Genomic DNA, 15,656 nt, shown 5'->3' on the forward strand with positions numbered 1-15,656 from the left:
TACAAAAGAAAAAGCCGGGTTTGATGATCTGTACCCCAAAAACTGGAGAAGGAAATAAAAGACCTTTTCCCGTATTTGGGGTATTTTCTTTTAAAGGAAGAGATCATGGCAATTTTGAGCGATTCAGCAAGGAAGAAGCTGGAGGATAATCCCAATGTACTTAAGGTTACCGCCAAGAATGTGACTTACACTGCGGCATTTAAGATTAAAGCGGTGAAGCAGTTTCTTGATGGTGAATCTTACGAGTCTATTTTTTCTAAAGCTGGTGTGGATTTAGCCCAGTTTGAAAGTAACTATGCACGAAAATCTGTCGATCGTTGGCACAGAATTTTTAAAGAGTCTGGCGAACAAGGGCTCAAGGCTGAACGGCGGGGCTCCGGAGCCAAGGGCCGACCTAAAGGAAAGAAATTCAAGTCTCTAGAGGCTGAAATCGCGTATTTAAGAGCGGAGAATGATTTCCTAAAAAAGCTGAACGCCTTGGAAGCAGCCTACTTAAAAAAGAAAAATTCTCGTTAGTTTCCAAGGCAAATTTAATTCGACCAGAATTATCTATTGAAGATCTTTGTCTGCAAGCAAATGTAAGCGTCAGTGGTTATTATTATTGGAAAAAGCACTCTGCTGTTCAGAGAAATAATGTAGACGAAGATTTAATCCAAAGCATTTTTCATTGTCGCAGAGGTAAAGCCGGTGCTCGTACTATTAAAATGCTACTGCAGCGGCACTTTTGGATGATTCTAAACTTAAAAAAAGTGCGACGGGTTATGAAAAAGTATGAGCTGAAAGCGGTGATTCGTAGAAGAAATAAATACAGCTTTCCAGCAGCCACAAAAGAGCATAAGTCTTGCTCCAATTACTTGAATAGAAAATTTAGTCCTGCAAAAAGTGACATGGTTTACTCGACGGATATCACCTATTTAAACTATGGGGCTGGTAAAGCTTATCTTTCAGCAGTTAAAGATCTTGGAACTCGCGAAATTGTTCATTACCAAGTATCAAAATCACCGAACCTTTTGTTGGTGATGGAGGGCTTAAATAATTTACTGAAAGGGTTACCTGAATCTAAGCTTAAGAAACTGACTATCCACTCGGATCAAGGATTTCATTATACATCCAGCCCATATAGGAATTTGCTCAAGAATTACGGCGTGAGGCAGTCGATGTCCCGGAAAGGAAATTGTTTGGACAACGCTCCGATTGAAAGCTTTTTTGGTCACATGAAAGACGAGTTGGAACTTCAAAGTTGCAAAACGTATACGGAGTTGGTAACTGAGGTCGATAGCTTTATAAACTATTATAATAACGAACGCCCACATTGGGGATTAAAAGGAAAAACCCCGGCAGAGTGCCGAGGTTTTTCGTAAAGAGCCTTTTTATTTATCTATACAGTTTTAAGGGTACAGATCATTGATCCCGGCTTTTTTTTTAAATCTGAATCGGAAACCGATTAATTGCAGTTTGCGATTGTTTTAGTTTTCACAGATCGTGGGCGTTCGTGGCGATAGTCAGACATTTCGTAGACCGACTGTGTGTATTCCAATGGATACTTTTTAATTTGTTCCACAGATTTCACACAGCGTGGGCGAGTAGAGTCATCGCGATTCCATTTAATACAAACCTCTTGAACATAGTCCCGAGAAGCAGTGATGTACTTCGCCGGATAGGAAACCCTTTTAGGCTTCACACAAATCTTTTTAGGATATTTGGAGTCAGAGTGGTCCCAGCGATATGATTCACAGACGGTCTCCTTATGAGCTGGAACGAAAACTCTGAAGGCGTTTGCTTCAGCCATATAACAAAGGGCGTCCTTTGTGAAAGTACCTTGTTTCGGAACATAAGGGTTGATCGTGCGGTTCAAAACAGTTTCCCCATAATAAGCAGAAGCCAAGCCAGGGGCCAAAAGCATAAGAGCAATAATAAATTTCATAAGATCCTCCGAAGGAAAAAAGGTGCCAGGTCCCGTTTACATATGCAGCGCCTACGTAAACAGGACCTGGCACCTTTTAGGAGAACTGGCTTTGAAAAGCATCAAAATCTTTTAAGTAGCGGTGGGTTATCGACCTCTTACGATGCTTAAGAAATCGTTAATATATGCGCTGCGTATCTGATCTTTCCGTTGTGACTTCGGGGGCTTATGGATAGGCTTTTGGGCCTAGGGGGGGACACATGAATCTTATTATTTCTTTACTAGCTGTAATGACAGTCGCTTCAACGGCGCACGCTTTACCGCTTCCAAACTCGCACCAATTGGTATCTTTGCCTGCGAACTTTACGGCTCAATACAACTTCGAAGGGATTGTTGGATTGGACAACTGTTCAGGATCTGTGATCCGTTTGGAAAACTCGCGTGATACTGATAATGCATTGGTTCTGACGAATGGTCACTGCTTGGAAACAGGTTTTCCTAAACCAGGGACTTATGTTTATGGAAAGCCGAGCCGCCGTTCTTTCCGCTTGTTTAACGCAAGTATGGAAGTCGTAGGTCGCTTGACTGCAACTACGATCGTTTACTCGACAATGACTAAAACTGATATGACGATTTACAAATTGTCTGAGACGTATGCTGATATCAAATCTAAATACGGTGTAAACGCGTTGACACTTTCTTCGCAACGTCCAACAGAAAAAACTCAGATTGAAGTGATCTCCGGTTACTGGAAACGTGGTTACTCTTGCGAAATTGAAGCCTTTATTCCTCACTTGGAAGAAGCTGGTTTCACTTGGGATGATTCCATCCGCTACTCTCGCCCTGGTTGCCAAGTGATTGGCGGAACTTCAGGTTCTCCAATCATTCAGAAAGACACTCGCACAGTGATCGGTGTTAACAACACGGGTAGTGACTCTGGTGAGATGTGCACAATGAACAATCCGTGTGAAATTGATAAAAACGGCAAGAAAACTGCCTATCGCGGTTATTCGTATGGTGAACAAACATACTGGGTGTATTCTTGTTTAAACCAATACAATGAGATCGATGTAAACGTTCCTGGTTGCCAGCTTCACCACTAAGGGTCTTGGGGCTCAAGGCTCATCAACTGGCGTACTTAAAGTACGCCTCGTTGAACCTCTAATATCCATTTAGCTTGCGGTATTTTCCTGCTTCTGCGGGCGCAGGTCTTCAACTTTTACGTTATTTTTTCGCGGAGCACGTTTGTGCTCCGTTTTTTTTGCGGGACGATCAAACTCGTCTTCTCCGCGCAAGCGACTCATCGTCATCTCATCAAGCTCTTTAATAAATTCGTAGTATTTCAAAACCGTTTCTTTGATGTTCGTTAGAAATCGCATGGACAGCCGTTCTCCCGATGTGATGTTGAATCACAGTGTAGAATAGCAGGGGATATCTTTGGGGATTTTAATGTTCAACTGGTCCTTTCGAGAGGATTATTAGAGTTTATTCTTATTCAGATGCAGCTAAGCGAGCATTGTTTGAATCTTAACCGGCGCGGGCGCAGGAGCAGGAGACTGTATCGACCAATGATTCGCTGGACCAACTAATTTAGTTCGGATCGAATGTTTCAGGAAAGTTGAAATCGTCGCAAACACTTTCATAATAAAATTCAGCGAGGAACGGAATGCCGGAAACAATTTTGCAAGTGTGCTTATCAACATCATGGGGTGGTCAGGAGATGGTGGCGCTAGAAACTGCGCAACTCCTTCAACAAAAAAATATTAAGTGTACGACCGTGACGGTTTCAGGAAGCCCCTTAATGCAAAGACTGGTTCATAGCCATTGCGCGGTCTTGGAATGCAATTCTGGCACTTTTCGCACGCTTTCATCCATCATCCAAATCCGGCGTTTTTTAAAAACCCAAAAATTTTCTACGATCCTTGTTCAACAGTTACGGGATCTTTTTTGGATTCGCCTGGCATCGTTGGGTTACAAGCAAAACAAAATAATTGGCATCTCTCACACGTTCTTGGGCGTGTTTAAAAAAGACCTTTATCACCGGTGGATTTATGGTCGAGTGCAGGAGATCATTGCCTTAACGGAAACCCACCGCGCAAATCTAATCGATCATTTGGCGATTGAGTCGGAAAAGATCGTAGTGATCCCGAACTCTGTAAGTACAGAGAAGTTCAGTCCCCGTCACAAAAACGCCTTATTAAGAAAAGAATTTGGATGTGATGAGCGTACAGTCTTGATCGGATTAATAGGTCGACTGGATAAGGCTAAAGGGCAAGGCCTGTTAATTAAGGCAGCGGCTTTGTTGAAAAATAATATTTCAAACTTCAAAATTGTTCTGGTCGGGGAAGAAACTCTGAACGAGCAAGGTAACTTAGGTGAATTAAAGAATCTTTGCTCTGAACTGAACTTACAAGAGGAAGTCATATTTACGGGCTTTCGCACGGATATTCCACAAATCGCGGCATCGCTGGATATTTTAGTGATGAGTTCTGATGCTGAAACTTTTGGACGAGTGATAATCGAAGGCATGGCCTCTGAAGTTGCCGTCATTGGCTCTAAAGCAGGCGGGGTGGTGGATATCATCGATGATGGGAAGACGGGTCTTTTGTTCGAACCTGGTAACGCTGCAGCGCTTGCAAATAAGTTGCTAGTTCTTTCCCAAAATCTGGGACTTCGTAAAGAACTGGCTCACAATGGTCGCCTGAAAGTTTTGAATCAGTACGACCAAGGAAAAGTGAACGAACAACTGCTCAATCAATTAATTGCTTAACAAACTTTCGAAGTGGTTGATTTTGGCTTTAACCACTTCGATGGATTTTTGCCAGAATGCAGGCTGAGTAATGTCTTCACCTAGATGTTTCATGATCAGATCCTCCGCTGTCATGCGCCCTGTATCGCGTAAGATCGCTTTATACTTTGGCATGAACTCCGCGCCAAGCTCCTTCCGGCGGGCATAGATGCTTAACGAGAACAAATATCCAAATGTGTATGGGAAATTGTAAAAGCTTAGCCCTGCAATATGGAAATGAAGCTTATGGGCCCAGAATAGCTCATCAGCTTTGTCTGTGCAGTCGCCATACCATTCCGTCCAAACATCAGTCATAAGTTTGCGAAGTTCGCTTGCACTGAGTGTGCGCTCTTTACGAGCTTCATAGAATTTGCGCTCGAATTCATAGCGAACGGGGATATTGATTAAAAACGCCATGGCACCTTCCAGGTCACCCCAAGCATTTTCAATTTTTTCTTCCCGAGTTTTTGCGTGGGTCATCAGGGCATCGCCCAAAACAGTTTCAGCGAAAACACTGGCCGTTTCCGCCAATGTCATCGGGTATTCCATTTCTCCTAACGTCATGTCACGCATGACCCAGGAATGATAACCGTGACCCAGCTCGTGCGCCAAAGTCCCGATGTCACTGTTAGAGCCCATGTATGTCATGTATACGCGCGGCTCGCGTTTGCTTAAAAAACCTGTGCAATAAGCGCCAGTGCGTTTGTTCGGCAAAACCCGACCTTCGATCCACTTCTTGTCCACCATCATTTGCACGAAGTCGGCCATTTCCGGCGATACATTGGCAAATGAATCTTTCACGATTTGAGCACCTTTCTCAAAAGGCACTGCATCTTGAGACGCACCGATAGGACTTGGCGCCAAAAGATCCCAAAGTTCCAATTTATCTTTCTTCATGACCTTAGCCATTAAGTGGCCCGCCTTTTGAATGTCTTTGGCGTTGTTACGACAAGCCATGATCATCGCATCCAAAGTTTTTTGAGTGATGCGGTTGTCAGATAGTGGATTATTCATAAATGACATGGGTTTTGTGTGGGACCGCTTTTGTGCATCCTCAATACGCCATCCAGCAAGGGCGTTTACAATTGCAGCCGCTGTGTGCTGATGCTCACTCCAAGCTTCTTGAATTCCCAGCCACGCTACTTTACGGTCTAACTCATTTGCAGTCTTGGTTAAGGCCGAAGCCTTTGCAAGCCCAACAATCTCCGTGCGATCTGGATAATTAAGTTGAACGCGCAAGTTGCCGCTTAGTTCGTCATAAAGGTTGCCCCAAGCTGTGTGACCGGGAACTTCCAGACTGCGTGCCAAGGTTTCCTCGGCCTCAGACAAAGTGTGTGCGGCTTTCTTGCGTTGCTCTTCGTACATGAAACGATATGTTTTGATATGATCATGAGACAGAATTTTATTAAAAATCGAGTCGTCACAACGTTGGATCATCAAATTAACAGGGACCATCGCCTGGGAAAGCTTGGAAAAGAAAATCTGAATTTCTGATTCTTTGGTTTTCGCTTCGTTGTTTGCAGAATCAACAGATAAAGAACAGCTTAAATATGTGGACATCGTCGCGGCAGTGATAACGCAGTCTTCGTATGCCAATAAAATATTTTGAATTTCTGTGACCGTTTTGTCAGTTGGTTTTGCAAGATCGCCTTTTAGGTGAGCGATGCTTTTTTGCAACGACTCAAGTTTTCCCGTAATCAAAGTCCAATCGTTTTGGAATTCATGGGAGGAAATGGAAGGGTAAATTGATTCGATATTCCATGTAGGACCGTTCATTAGCTATTCTCTTTCATCATGAGACTGACATAGGTTTTAACCATTTGTTCAAAGGCCTCAAAGTTCAAAACGTTCAATAGATTTTTGCCAGCTGTTTGTTGGCCATGCCATAACCCCAAGCGGTTGGCGATATACAAAGACATCTTCTGACCGTCACTAACGTTATGGTCATCATCGTTATCCGAATCAAAATCCAGATAGGCAGACAATCTGGCGCGCATCAAGAACTGACCTCCCCCAGATGTCACGATGTTATAGGGCCCATAGGCCGCGCGGGAGGGACGATATATCTGCGCGATATAAGGAAACCGTTGATCTGGCGCACCTTGCTCTGAATAAAAGGAAGTCGCGGCTTTTTCTTGAAATTTAAATTCTATAATATAGCGATCTTGATTTTTTTGAATGAGGTACCAAAATCGTGGGAGTCCCTGGCTGCCGCCACTTAGTTTCGTTTTATAGCCAGTGTCTAGAATAAGATAACCTGCCAGTGCCGCTTCAAAAGCCGCACGTGATTTTTGAAATAATTCCTGAATGTCAGGGCCCGCTTGAGCAATTGGCGTTAATTTCGCTTTTGCCGAAAAACGATTTTGCTCGGTCATTTTACTTAAGTACTTGTTCTGTCTTTTATGGTAATCGGTGTCCGAGTGCGACAGCGCTGAAAGCAAAATTTCTGGTTCATTCATACGTTGGCCTTGAAGACCTTGAATGTAGGCATCAAAAATATTTTGCAGAGAAACATGAAACGGCGATACTTGATTGCCAGCTGCATAGCGAATCAAATCACCAGCCAGCGGCGCATTCGGTCCACCATCATCGATATCTATCAATGCGAATTCGCGGCCGCCACTGGACATCTGAACGTCTCCGAAGTTCAAAATATGCGGATCGCCCACTACCACGCCTGCAGGTGCCAAGATCGGAGAGCTCTGGGCCTTTAACCAATTCCAATAGTGAGGAGCGTTTGCGCGAAAGGCATTAAACAGTCCCTCTTCGTGATGCCAATCAGCTTTCATTGCAGAGGAATAGGTTTCGACAGCGGAGGCGGAACCTACGCAAAATACGCACAGTGCAAAATTCAGAAATAGTGATTTCATGCAGGGTACAAACTAGCAAAGCCCTTCCCTGAAGGCAAGAGACCCCATTGTTAAGAGTCTGTTGGTATTTGGCACGTTACAGGAAGTTCAATTGAAGGGCCCAGGGGCCTTCGCAATAGTGATAGAGCTCAATAAAAAAGGAGAACAGCATGAGGCATCAGATTTTGATTCTGGGGTTGGCTTTGTATTCCTGTATGGCCAACGCAGCGGCGGGCGATTTAGAAGCTTATAACACGAAAGATTTTTTGAAAAAGATACTCCCCACAGGGTGCCAACCTAAGGGAGCAAAAGTTGCTCCGGGGGGACACTACCTTTACTTGGCTGAGATGTGCGGCAAAATCGAAGCGGGAACAGGGAAAAGAGTGCCCACAGCATCGATATACGACATCGAAAAAATGAATTTAGTAAAGACATTGGTCACTCCAGTTGGCATTCGAAAAGGTATTTTGGCCAACACCGAAGTCGATTTTTCAGTCAATGGGCGTTGGGCGCTGATTGCGCGGGCGGAAGGAAATTCCGAATCGGAGATTTATAAAAATCAGGGTTTGATTACAGTCGTAAATACCAAGACTCAGAAAATCACCAAGTACATTCCCACTTATGGGCAAGGAGCTAAGATCATCGCGGCACGGCCGGCTTTGACTCGAATTAGAAATCCACAACAGATTGTCTATGTTGCCAATTATTTTTCCGATGATATCAGTGTTCTTGATATCACAAATCTCCAGGATGATGGAAAACTGAAGGGCGATGCTCATTTTGTTAAAAAGATTGCCTTAGAAAGTCATTTCAAACCTCCAGTGAATCACGGTTATCAAATTGCACCCCGGGGTATGGCATTCAGTCCCGACGGTCTGTATGCATTGGTCTTAAGTACCGAGACGGGAAGTCTGTTCGTTATTGATGCTGTTAACCATACGCAGGTGGCAGAACTTGCCCCAATTACTAGAGAACTTGCCGGGCGTGATCTTAATTTACGTCATATAGTGATAACGAAAGATGGGCAGCTGGCTTACCTAAGTCATATGCGCGGCAACGCTGTATCAAGAATTGATTTACGTGCCTTGATTAAAAGCGTAGAGGCCTTGCCCGAAAAAGGCCCCAATGTGGTTTTGAAAGCGTCACTGTGGCAAGAACTTCTTGTCCCGTTTCATACTGTGCAGGGTCCGCAGAACTTCCTAGTGTTAGAGGACTATCCTAAAGATCATCCCAACTTTCCAAATAAAAAGTGGCCCCTGGCTCATCCTAACACCATTGTGCTGGATCCAATCGACAATCGTTACCTTTATGTTTCGTCCCGAACAACAACGGTCGAAGGCGATACATCTGTTGATGCCCGTGTCGTGGGGAAAATCGATATAGTGGACACGAGCAACGGCGCCACCGTGATGACGTTGGTGGGTGGCACGCAGCCCACGGCACTTGATGTTTCTCCGGATGGTAGTACCTTGATTTCGAGTGCCTTAATTAGTGCGAAGTTATTCTTTTATGACATCGCAAAACTAAAAGCTGTCTACGAAAAGTAATAAAAAAGGCTCCCGCATTGGGAGTCTTATAACTGGATTATTTGTAGTCGTTATAACCTTTATCGCCCGGTGTGTAGAAAGTGTTTGGATCTGGTGGCGTAAGGGGTTTGCCCTCTTTCAATTTCTGTAACAAATCCGGATTGGAGATGTAAGGTCGGCCAATTGCGACCAAGTCACCTTTCTTATCTTTCAAATCTTGTTGTGCCCTTGCTTCATCATAACCCCCTGACGTGATGTACAGTCCTTTGAAGTTTTGACGAATCAGTTGTTTGATTTCAGGATTTACTGGTGGTGCACCCATTGCACTGTGATCGACAACGTGGATGTAAACCAACCCCAAATCAGAAAGTTTTTGTGAAAGTGTTGAGTAGAATTCATTGATACCTTCAAAAGCTCCCGTATCGTTAAAGACTCCGTAAGGGGAGACACGAATTCCCAAGCGATCACCACCAATTTTTTCAACAGTGCCTTTAGCGATCTCTAAAACAAAGCGCATGCGATTTTCCGGAGAGCCGCCGTACATGTCTGAGCGTTTATTAGCATTTGGATTAAGGAACTGTTCGATCAAGTATCCGTTAGCACCGTGAAGCTCAACGCCATCAAATCCAGCTTGAATCGCGAGCTCTGCACTTGTGATATATTCTTGGATCGTGGACTTAATTTCATCGAGCGTCATTTCATTCGGCGTAGGATAAGGTTGCTGTTGTGCCGTATCGGTCCAAATTTTTCCGGACAGGGCAATGGGTGAAGGCGCTAAGATTTTCGCACCCTTGGGCAAGTTGTCTGGATGAGACGCGCGGCCCGTATGCATCAATTGTACAAAGATATGCCCACCCTTAGCGTGAACAGCATCAGTGACTTTCTTCCAACTTGCGACTTGCTCTTGGTTGAAGAGTCCCGGAATGCGTGCATAACCCAAACCATTCGGTGAAGGGGAGATCCCCTCTGTGATGATCAATCCTGCCGTGGCGCGATCTGCATAATACTTAGCAATCATATCGTTTGCCAGGTTTCCAACAGCACGCGAGCGAGTCATTGGTGCCATGACCAGACGATTAGATAATTGAATACGGCCCATTTGCACGGGTTCAAAAAGTGGACGAGACATGTCTGTTCCTTTCACGTGAATTCTATAAGTAACAATACTGAGCACGTTTTCGGAAAAGACAAGATGATATTTAGCTAGGTCCCAGAAGCACTAGGGAGTGTTTTTCTCGTTGCACTCGAGATTTTCAGTGGGAGCTGTGGGCTTCAAATGTTCGATATGGATAGATTGAATTCCCCCCGCTGTCGCAAACTGTTTTGTAACCAAAACCCGATAAGCTACGTCTTTAAATTCAAGATTTTCAGACGTCGAGGTCAGGTAAGCTCGTACTGGCTTTTTGGAAAGGATCGTATTATCAACGGCCACCAACCACGTCGTCGCTTGCATTTGACGACCGTCTTTTAAGGTACAAAATACGAAGTTGCCATCGGCATCCGTCGACAAATCGTCGGGATTCACGTCAGTCTCGCCAGGGGCGGCGAAACTGAAAGAGGTTCCAAGAATCAACAGACTGGCAATTAGCAACTTCATGCGTTCACTCCAGGTAAGAGTTAGTACTTATTATTCTTTATAAGATACTTTGAACACTTTTGCTAAAACATTATTAATGTCATTGATCGGCAGCACCTCGCCTAAATGCGAGGCTTAATATGAACAGCATTTTGTCCATCATTTTTAACCTGGAACTCTATGGGGCTAATCATAATGCGTCTGCGGCAGTCATTTCGTTTCGAACAGGCTTGATGATCTAACCTGTGGTAAACATAAAAAAACTGGCCCTGCTCTTTTTCAACGACTGAGCCATGACCATAGGAATACCGATCATCGGGGATCAGATATCTTCCAACCACTCTTTTAGGATTATTCAGTGAAAGTTCTTCCACTGAAGGAGCAGCGATCCAAAACACGTGATAGCTTTTGGAATCCCAGATTCCACCACTGGCTAAAAGATAAACCCAATTTCCATTTCTGAAGATGCTGGCTCCTTCAGCCACGCCTTGCAAATAGCCGTTCATTAAGAACGGTTTTCCAGATCGGCCTGTAGTAAACGATAAATTTTTATCGCACCCTTTGCACGATTTTGCCAAACCCGTATAAAGATTTGAATCGTGAGGATTAACAGCAAAGATTTTTTTTGTTTCGCTATCGCAAGATAAAGCACCCAAATTTTGGGTGTCCATCTGTACGATACTTAAGTGCTCACCATAATTTTTTTCTTCCCAGGCATTAGGAATTGAGTTTGCATACCAGGAATACGCTAACCAGTTTTTACCTTGATCGCTGAACACTGTAGAGTCTAATCGCAAAATAGCGTCACAGTCGCCGCCTTGGCAACTATTGAAAGCTGTATCTGGTGAAGCCGGGCTTCGTCCTGGTCTCGGAGTTAAAGCAGTGGACATGCAGCTTTTATCCGCCTTCAAAGATTGCGGCTCTCCAAAATGTCCATTCATTCCATTGTCTGAAACAGAAATATATATTCCGCTATCTTGGTTGTAATCGGGACAGCGTCCTTGCGGAGGTGCTTCTTTCGTACGAACAGCAGTAAACGTTAAATATGTTTTTCCCGTTGAATCATGGTGAAATTCTGGGGCCCAGATATGGCAATAGTAGTACTCTCCAAATTTCAGAGCATTGCCTACCATTTTTATATCTGACGATGCAAAAACATGGCGTTGGAATTTCCAGTTTTTTAAATCATTAGAAACAAAGACGGGAATATTCCCAGAGTCCGTGGTGTAAGAAAGATAAAAGCGGTCGTCTTTTTTGAAGACACTTGGATCAGGGCTGTCTAAAACAGTGGCACCATTGATTTTCAAATCCAACAGAACAGAATCATTTTTTTTACCGTAAGCAGATTTAGATACAGACAGAAAGGATAATAAAATGGCAGTCACTGCCCAAACAGATCTCATAGTCAAATCACCCTCCAGGTGAATGACATTATGAATTGTTAATGATCGTTTGTGTGATAACAGCGAGAAAAAATTTCTATATCAAATCATTTGTCGAGGCGACCACGGGCAACGGCATTCCTGAAGACGAAGGTTCTTTTGATTTTCTTCTTAAAACTCGTCCATCATCCGTATTTACGACTTCAAAAATCTGTGAATGAAATTCAGCTAGACTCAAGCGGTGGCCGACACTGACTAGGGTGGAGGTGCGAAGTTCATTGTTGAATATTGACATGACATTTTTCTGATTGTTCTCGTCCAGCGCAGAGGTGGCTTCATCCAGAAAAATCCATTGAGGCCGGTGTATTAAAAGTCGAGCAAATGCCAATCTTTGCTGTTGTCCCAAACTCATTAATTTATCCCAGCGAATGTTCTGATCTGCCAAGGGCTGAAACTCGCTAAGATTCACGCGCTCTAAAGCGGCAAGAATCTTTTTTTTGTCGATTTGGGCGGAGGAGAGGGGATAGGCCACGGCATCCAATAGTGTGCCCAGGGGGACATAAGGTTTTTGTGGCAAAAACATGGTACTCGTGGGAGGTGGAATAGAAATCTTTCCTGTCCCCCAAGGCCAGATACCTGCAAGGACTCGCAGGATAGTGCTTTTACCCGCCCCCGAATCACCGGTTAACAGAATGCGATCGCCTAAAAGAATGTGCATGGAGGCGTTATCCACGATACTTTTTCCGTCGGCAGAAGTTATGCATGTGCTTTCCATAGAATAGTGGGTTCGGTGAGTGAGAACTTCAACCTGAGGGATGTCAGTACGGACGCTGTCAATGGTGGTGAGCTCTTCCTCGAAATGGCTCACGCGGTTCAAAACCGATTTCCAGTCTGCTATGCGCGAATAGTTTTCAACGAACCATCGGAGCGATTGCTGAACATGGTTGAAAGCTCCGACAGCCATCATAAGGCCTCCGAAATCCAGCCTTCCTTGAAGATAGGCGGGAAGGGCCACCAGTACTGGCAAAATCACGACCATCCAACCATGACCACAAGCAATCCAAGTTAGCCTTGCTTGGGCAAAGGAGAGTCGTCGCATAATATTCAGAGTTAAATTTAACTGATCATCTAGGATTTTTCGTTCATCTTTTTCACCGCCATAAAAAGCGATCCCTTCGGCGTTGTCGCTGACGCGCACCAAGGCATAACGTAAGTTAGCTTCGCGGGTATAGCGTTCTTCGTTGAGTTTGATCAAAGGACGTCCTACTCGGGTTGCTAAAAAAGATCCTAGCAAAGCATATATTACTGCAAACCAAACCATGTATCCTGGAATGGAAACAGTCATATTTCCCAGATTGAAAATCACTCCTTGTGACATCGACCAAAGCACGCCGACAAAAGTTAACAAAAAAAGCGAGGCCCTAAAGGCGCCTAATGCCAAATCTCCGGTCAGTTCACTGAAATGTTTGACGTCTTCTTGAATTCGTTGATCGGGATTAAGGCTTTCTTTAGAAACTATATTTAAGCGATATGCGCGGCCCGGTTTGATCCATTCATCAATAAGATGGGACGATAACCATTTTCTGAAACGGATCTTGAATTGTTCTAACAGCCAGTTTTGGGTAACGATAAAACTGAGCAGAATCACCATTATAATAACGAAAATTGCGGATTGAGTACCCACTTGGGGAATATCTTTTTTCTCTATAGCGCGAAAGAATTCTCCTTGCCAAGTATTCATTCGCATTTCGCCAAGGACATTCAAGACAAGGACGAACAGAACCGCACCCACTATCAGCCCGATAGGTTTGATATCCTTGGAATTCCACAGCTGTCGAAAAATATTTTTTCCACTATCCTGTTGCATGGGGTTCTCCAAGATGTGGTTCGCGTTTCAGTTCCCCGAGCTTGACTAATTCCGTGAACAAACCATTTCGGTTGCACAGCTCTTGGAAGTTTCCCGATTCAATGATGCGACCATTTTTGAAAACTAGAATTAAGTCCGCTTCAATGACTGTAGATAGTCGGTGGGCAATGACAAAAGTTGTTTTATTCTGCGCTCTTAGATTTTCGATAGCATGCTGGATCTTTTTTTCTGTCTGGTAGTCAAGGGCGCTCGTGGCCTCATCGAAAATCAGAATGGGTGCATTCTTTAAAATAGCTCGCGCGATTGCCAGTCTTTGCCGTTCTCCTCCGGAAAGGGCAGACCCACGCTCTCCGATGACGAATTCATAACCACCCGGTTTGCTCATTATGAAATCATGGGCATCGGCTTGGATAGCCGCTTGGTGAACTTCCTCATCTGTGGCCGTGGGACGACCGATGCGAATATTTTCCGCGACCGAACGGTTGAAAAGTCCGGCGTCCTGAAAGACAGTCGCAATCGAATGACGGAGGCTTGTGAGGGTGAAATGACGAATATCTTCGCCATCTATGGTAATATTGCCCGTATTTGGATCGAACAAGCGCTGAAGCAACGCAAGTGTCGTCGTTTTACCAGAGCCGGAAGGACCGACTAAGGCAACAGTTTGGCCGGAGCCCGCCGTAAAGTTGATATCAAAAACACCTTGGGTTGAGTTCTTGTAGTTGTAGGTAACGGATTGAAAACGGACCTCTCCCTTTTGTGGCTCGATGGCTTTTGCATTGGGATGTTCTTGAGCTCCGTCAGGTTGATCCAAGAGTTGGAAAAAAGTTTGCAGAGACGGCGCTTGTGAGATGGTTCGAGAAAGGAAAGAAGAAATCTGTTCAAGTTTCGCAATCAAAAGACCAGAAAAGCTGGTGAAAGCTACGACTTGTCCCACAGTCATTTCATTTTTTTGGACCAAATAGGAGCCGAGGATCAATATACTTACCATCGTAAGCGTCGAGGAAACACGCGTGATGACCGCTAATATACCCCACCAAGTTAGAATGGGATATTGCTCATTTAAGAGTTGTGCGGTGATTGTTTGCATTGATTTTATTTCATCCCAAAGTCGCGCATAGCTTTGCACGACAGTGACATTCCCTAAGACATCTCCGATACGGGCGAACAGATTTTGGTGGTAAGTTTCAACTTGTGCTTGTCGAGAGTGGGTCTTTTTAACTATCAGGAAATTTGCGACGGCGTAAATCAGTGCCAGCACAAAGAGCAACGCTGCCATTCGGCGATCTAAAGTAATAGCCATCGGAATTAATAAAATTATACCAATTAAGGATGAAGCGTGTTCCCGCATGAATGAAAGCCAAAGATGAAATAGCTGATCGGTTCCTGAGAGAATGCTTCGTACCATTCGCCCAGAGCCTTGTTCCGAATGATAACTGACGGGGAGGCCGATCACCCTTTCGAAAACGAGGTCAAGGGTACCCAATCTTTGTCGATGAGCCAGGCGATCACTAAGAACTGCTAGGAAAACACTCGTTAAGATATTGATGATTCCTAATAGTCCCCAAAATGCGAGAATTGAAAAAACATTTTCGTTGCGGGTTAATGAGTCAATAACTCGGCCGAAAAGCACGGGCTCTGCAACTTGAACAAAGCCCACGAATACACTTGCGCTCAGCAAAGCCAGCGTCATGCCACGCTCTTCATGCCATAGTATGCTTAGAGATCGTAGGTATGTTTGAAAAACTGGCAAAGGACCCTTTCCAGC

The 15,656-nt window shown here is 44.3% G+C and carries 13 protein-coding genes and 1 pseudogene; 5 read left to right on the forward strand and 9 right to left on the reverse strand.

The features are described from left to right. Positions 1-105 precede the first annotated feature (105 nt). The gene (locus tag B9G69_RS09445; RefSeq protein WP_141096914.1) at positions 106-516 is read left to right on the forward strand and encodes a helix-turn-helix domain-containing protein; all 411 of its coding nucleotides are present in this window, start codon (positions 106-108) and stop codon (positions 514-516) included. A gap of 5 nt (positions 517-521) precedes the next feature. Then, positions 522-1,361 (forward strand): annotated as a pseudogene (locus tag B9G69_RS09450) (IS3 family transposase); the annotation flags it as partial. 83 nt (positions 1,362-1,444) lie between these two features. On the opposite strand, the gene B9G69_RS09455 reads toward B9G69_RS09450, so the two are convergent. Next, entirely contained in the window at positions 1,445-1,924 is a 480-nt protein-coding gene (locus B9G69_RS09455; protein ID WP_088615254.1) for a hypothetical protein, read from the reverse strand. A 239-nt stretch (positions 1,925-2,163) separates the two neighbouring features. On the opposite strand from B9G69_RS09455, the gene B9G69_RS09460 reads away from it, so the two are divergent. Beyond that, positions 2,164-3,006: a trypsin-like peptidase domain-containing protein gene (locus B9G69_RS09460; RefSeq protein WP_088615255.1), complete on the forward strand. Its 843-nt coding sequence runs from the start codon at positions 2,164-2,166 to the stop codon at positions 3,004-3,006. Between the two features lie 69 nt (positions 3,007-3,075). Here the strand turns inward: B9G69_RS09460 and B9G69_RS09465 are convergent, their stop codons facing one another. Continuing rightward, positions 3,076-3,282, reverse strand: a complete 207-nt coding sequence (locus tag B9G69_RS09465; RefSeq protein WP_088615256.1) for a hypothetical protein — start codon at positions 3,280-3,282, stop codon at positions 3,076-3,078. Positions 3,283-3,569: 287 nt separating this feature from the next. Between B9G69_RS09465 and B9G69_RS09470 the strand changes: the two genes are divergently transcribed. Continuing rightward, positions 3,570-4,673 carry a glycosyltransferase family 4 protein gene (locus tag B9G69_RS09470; protein WP_088615257.1) on the forward strand — a complete coding sequence of 368 codons (1,104 nt, stop codon included), beginning with the start codon at positions 3,570-3,572 and terminating at the stop codon, positions 4,671-4,673. On the opposite strand, the gene B9G69_RS09475 is transcribed toward B9G69_RS09470, so the two are convergent. Together B9G69_RS09475 and B9G69_RS09480 are read right to left on the reverse strand one after the other, a co-directional pair. Continuing rightward, positions 4,662-6,467 (reverse strand): M3 family oligoendopeptidase, encoded by a 1,806-nt coding sequence (locus B9G69_RS09475; RefSeq protein ID WP_088615258.1) that lies wholly within the window; start codon positions 6,465-6,467, stop codon positions 4,662-4,664. The two genes, B9G69_RS09470 and B9G69_RS09475, sit on opposite strands and share 12 nt — an antisense overlap. After that, positions 6,467-7,561 carry a DUF2252 family protein gene (locus B9G69_RS09480; RefSeq protein ID WP_088615259.1) on the reverse strand — a complete coding sequence of 365 codons (1,095 nt, stop codon included), beginning with the start codon at positions 7,559-7,561 and terminating at the stop codon, positions 6,467-6,469. Before B9G69_RS09480 ends, B9G69_RS09475 begins: the two co-directional genes overlap by 1 nt. 149 nt (positions 7,562-7,710) lie before the next feature. Here B9G69_RS09480 and B9G69_RS09485 point away from each other — a divergent pair, with 149 nt between their 5' ends. Further along, entirely contained in the window at positions 7,711-9,087 is a 1,377-nt protein-coding gene (locus B9G69_RS09485) for a YncE family protein (protein WP_088615260.1), read from the forward strand. 37 nt (positions 9,088-9,124) lie between these two features. On the opposite strand, the gene B9G69_RS09490 is transcribed toward B9G69_RS09485, so the two are convergent. The 5 genes from B9G69_RS09490 to B9G69_RS09510 form a co-directional block, all read right to left on the reverse strand. Further along, entirely contained in the window at positions 9,125-10,195 is a 1,071-nt protein-coding gene (locus B9G69_RS09490) for an alkene reductase (protein WP_088615261.1), read from the reverse strand. Positions 10,196-10,285: 90 nt separating this feature from the next. Then, a complete protein-coding gene (locus tag B9G69_RS09495; protein ID WP_088615262.1) occupies positions 10,286-10,663 on the reverse strand; it encodes a hypothetical protein in 378 nt (125 codons plus the stop codon). A gap of 101 nt (positions 10,664-10,764) precedes the next feature. After that, the gene (locus tag B9G69_RS09500; RefSeq protein WP_088615263.1) at positions 10,765-12,045 is read right to left on the reverse strand and encodes a family 43 glycosylhydrolase; all 1,281 of its coding nucleotides are present in this window, start codon (positions 12,043-12,045) and stop codon (positions 10,765-10,767) included. Positions 12,046-12,121: 76 nt separating this feature from the next. Then, positions 12,122-13,891: an ABC transporter ATP-binding protein/permease gene (locus B9G69_RS09505; RefSeq protein WP_088615264.1), complete on the reverse strand. Its 1,770-nt coding sequence runs from the start codon at positions 13,889-13,891 to the stop codon at positions 12,122-12,124. After that, positions 13,878-15,581, reverse strand: a complete 1,704-nt coding sequence (locus B9G69_RS09510) for a glucan ABC transporter ATP-binding protein/ permease (RefSeq protein WP_265437707.1) — start codon at positions 15,579-15,581, stop codon at positions 13,878-13,880. The genes B9G69_RS09505 and B9G69_RS09510 overlap by 14 nt, the downstream gene beginning before the upstream one ends. Positions 15,582-15,656 lie beyond the last annotated feature (75 nt).

This window comes from Bdellovibrio sp. SKB1291214 (assembly GCF_002209355.2).
In the GTDB taxonomy this organism is placed as follows: Bacteria; Bdellovibrionota; Bdellovibrionia; order Bdellovibrionales; family Bdellovibrionaceae; genus Bdellovibrio.

Coding starts and splice junctions, on each gene's coding strand:
- B9G69_RS09445 (WP_141096914.1), top strand. CDS start 106: ATGGCAATTTTGAGCGATTCAGCAAGGAAGAAGCTGGAGGATAATCCC.
- B9G69_RS09455 (WP_088615254.1), bottom strand. CDS start 1,924: ATGAAATTTATTATTGCTCTTATGCTTTTGGCCCCTGGCTTGGCTTCT.
- B9G69_RS09460 (WP_088615255.1), top strand. CDS start 2,164: ATGAATCTTATTATTTCTTTACTAGCTGTAATGACAGTCGCTTCAACG.
- B9G69_RS09465 (WP_088615256.1), bottom strand. CDS start 3,282: ATGCGATTTCTAACGAACATCAAAGAAACGGTTTTGAAATACTACGAA.
- B9G69_RS09470 (WP_088615257.1), top strand. CDS start 3,570: ATGCCGGAAACAATTTTGCAAGTGTGCTTATCAACATCATGGGGTGGT.
- B9G69_RS09475 (WP_088615258.1), bottom strand. CDS start 6,467: ATGAACGGTCCTACATGGAATATCGAATCAATTTACCCTTCCATTTCC.
- B9G69_RS09480 (WP_088615259.1), bottom strand. CDS start 7,561: ATGAAATCACTATTTCTGAATTTTGCACTGTGCGTATTTTGCGTAGGT.
- B9G69_RS09485 (WP_088615260.1), top strand. CDS start 7,711: ATGAGGCATCAGATTTTGATTCTGGGGTTGGCTTTGTATTCCTGTATG.
- B9G69_RS09490 (WP_088615261.1), bottom strand. CDS start 10,195: ATGTCTCGTCCACTTTTTGAACCCGTGCAAATGGGCCGTATTCAATTA.
- B9G69_RS09495 (WP_088615262.1), bottom strand. CDS start 10,663: ATGAAGTTGCTAATTGCCAGTCTGTTGATTCTTGGAACCTCTTTCAGT.
- B9G69_RS09500 (WP_088615263.1), bottom strand. CDS start 12,045: ATGAGATCTGTTTGGGCAGTGACTGCCATTTTATTATCCTTTCTGTCT.
- B9G69_RS09505 (WP_088615264.1), bottom strand. CDS start 13,891: ATGCAACAGGATAGTGGAAAAAATATTTTTCGACAGCTGTGGAATTCC.
- B9G69_RS09510 (WP_265437707.1), bottom strand. CDS start 15,581: ATGACGCTGGCTTTGCTGAGCGCAAGTGTATTCGTGGGCTTTGTTCAA.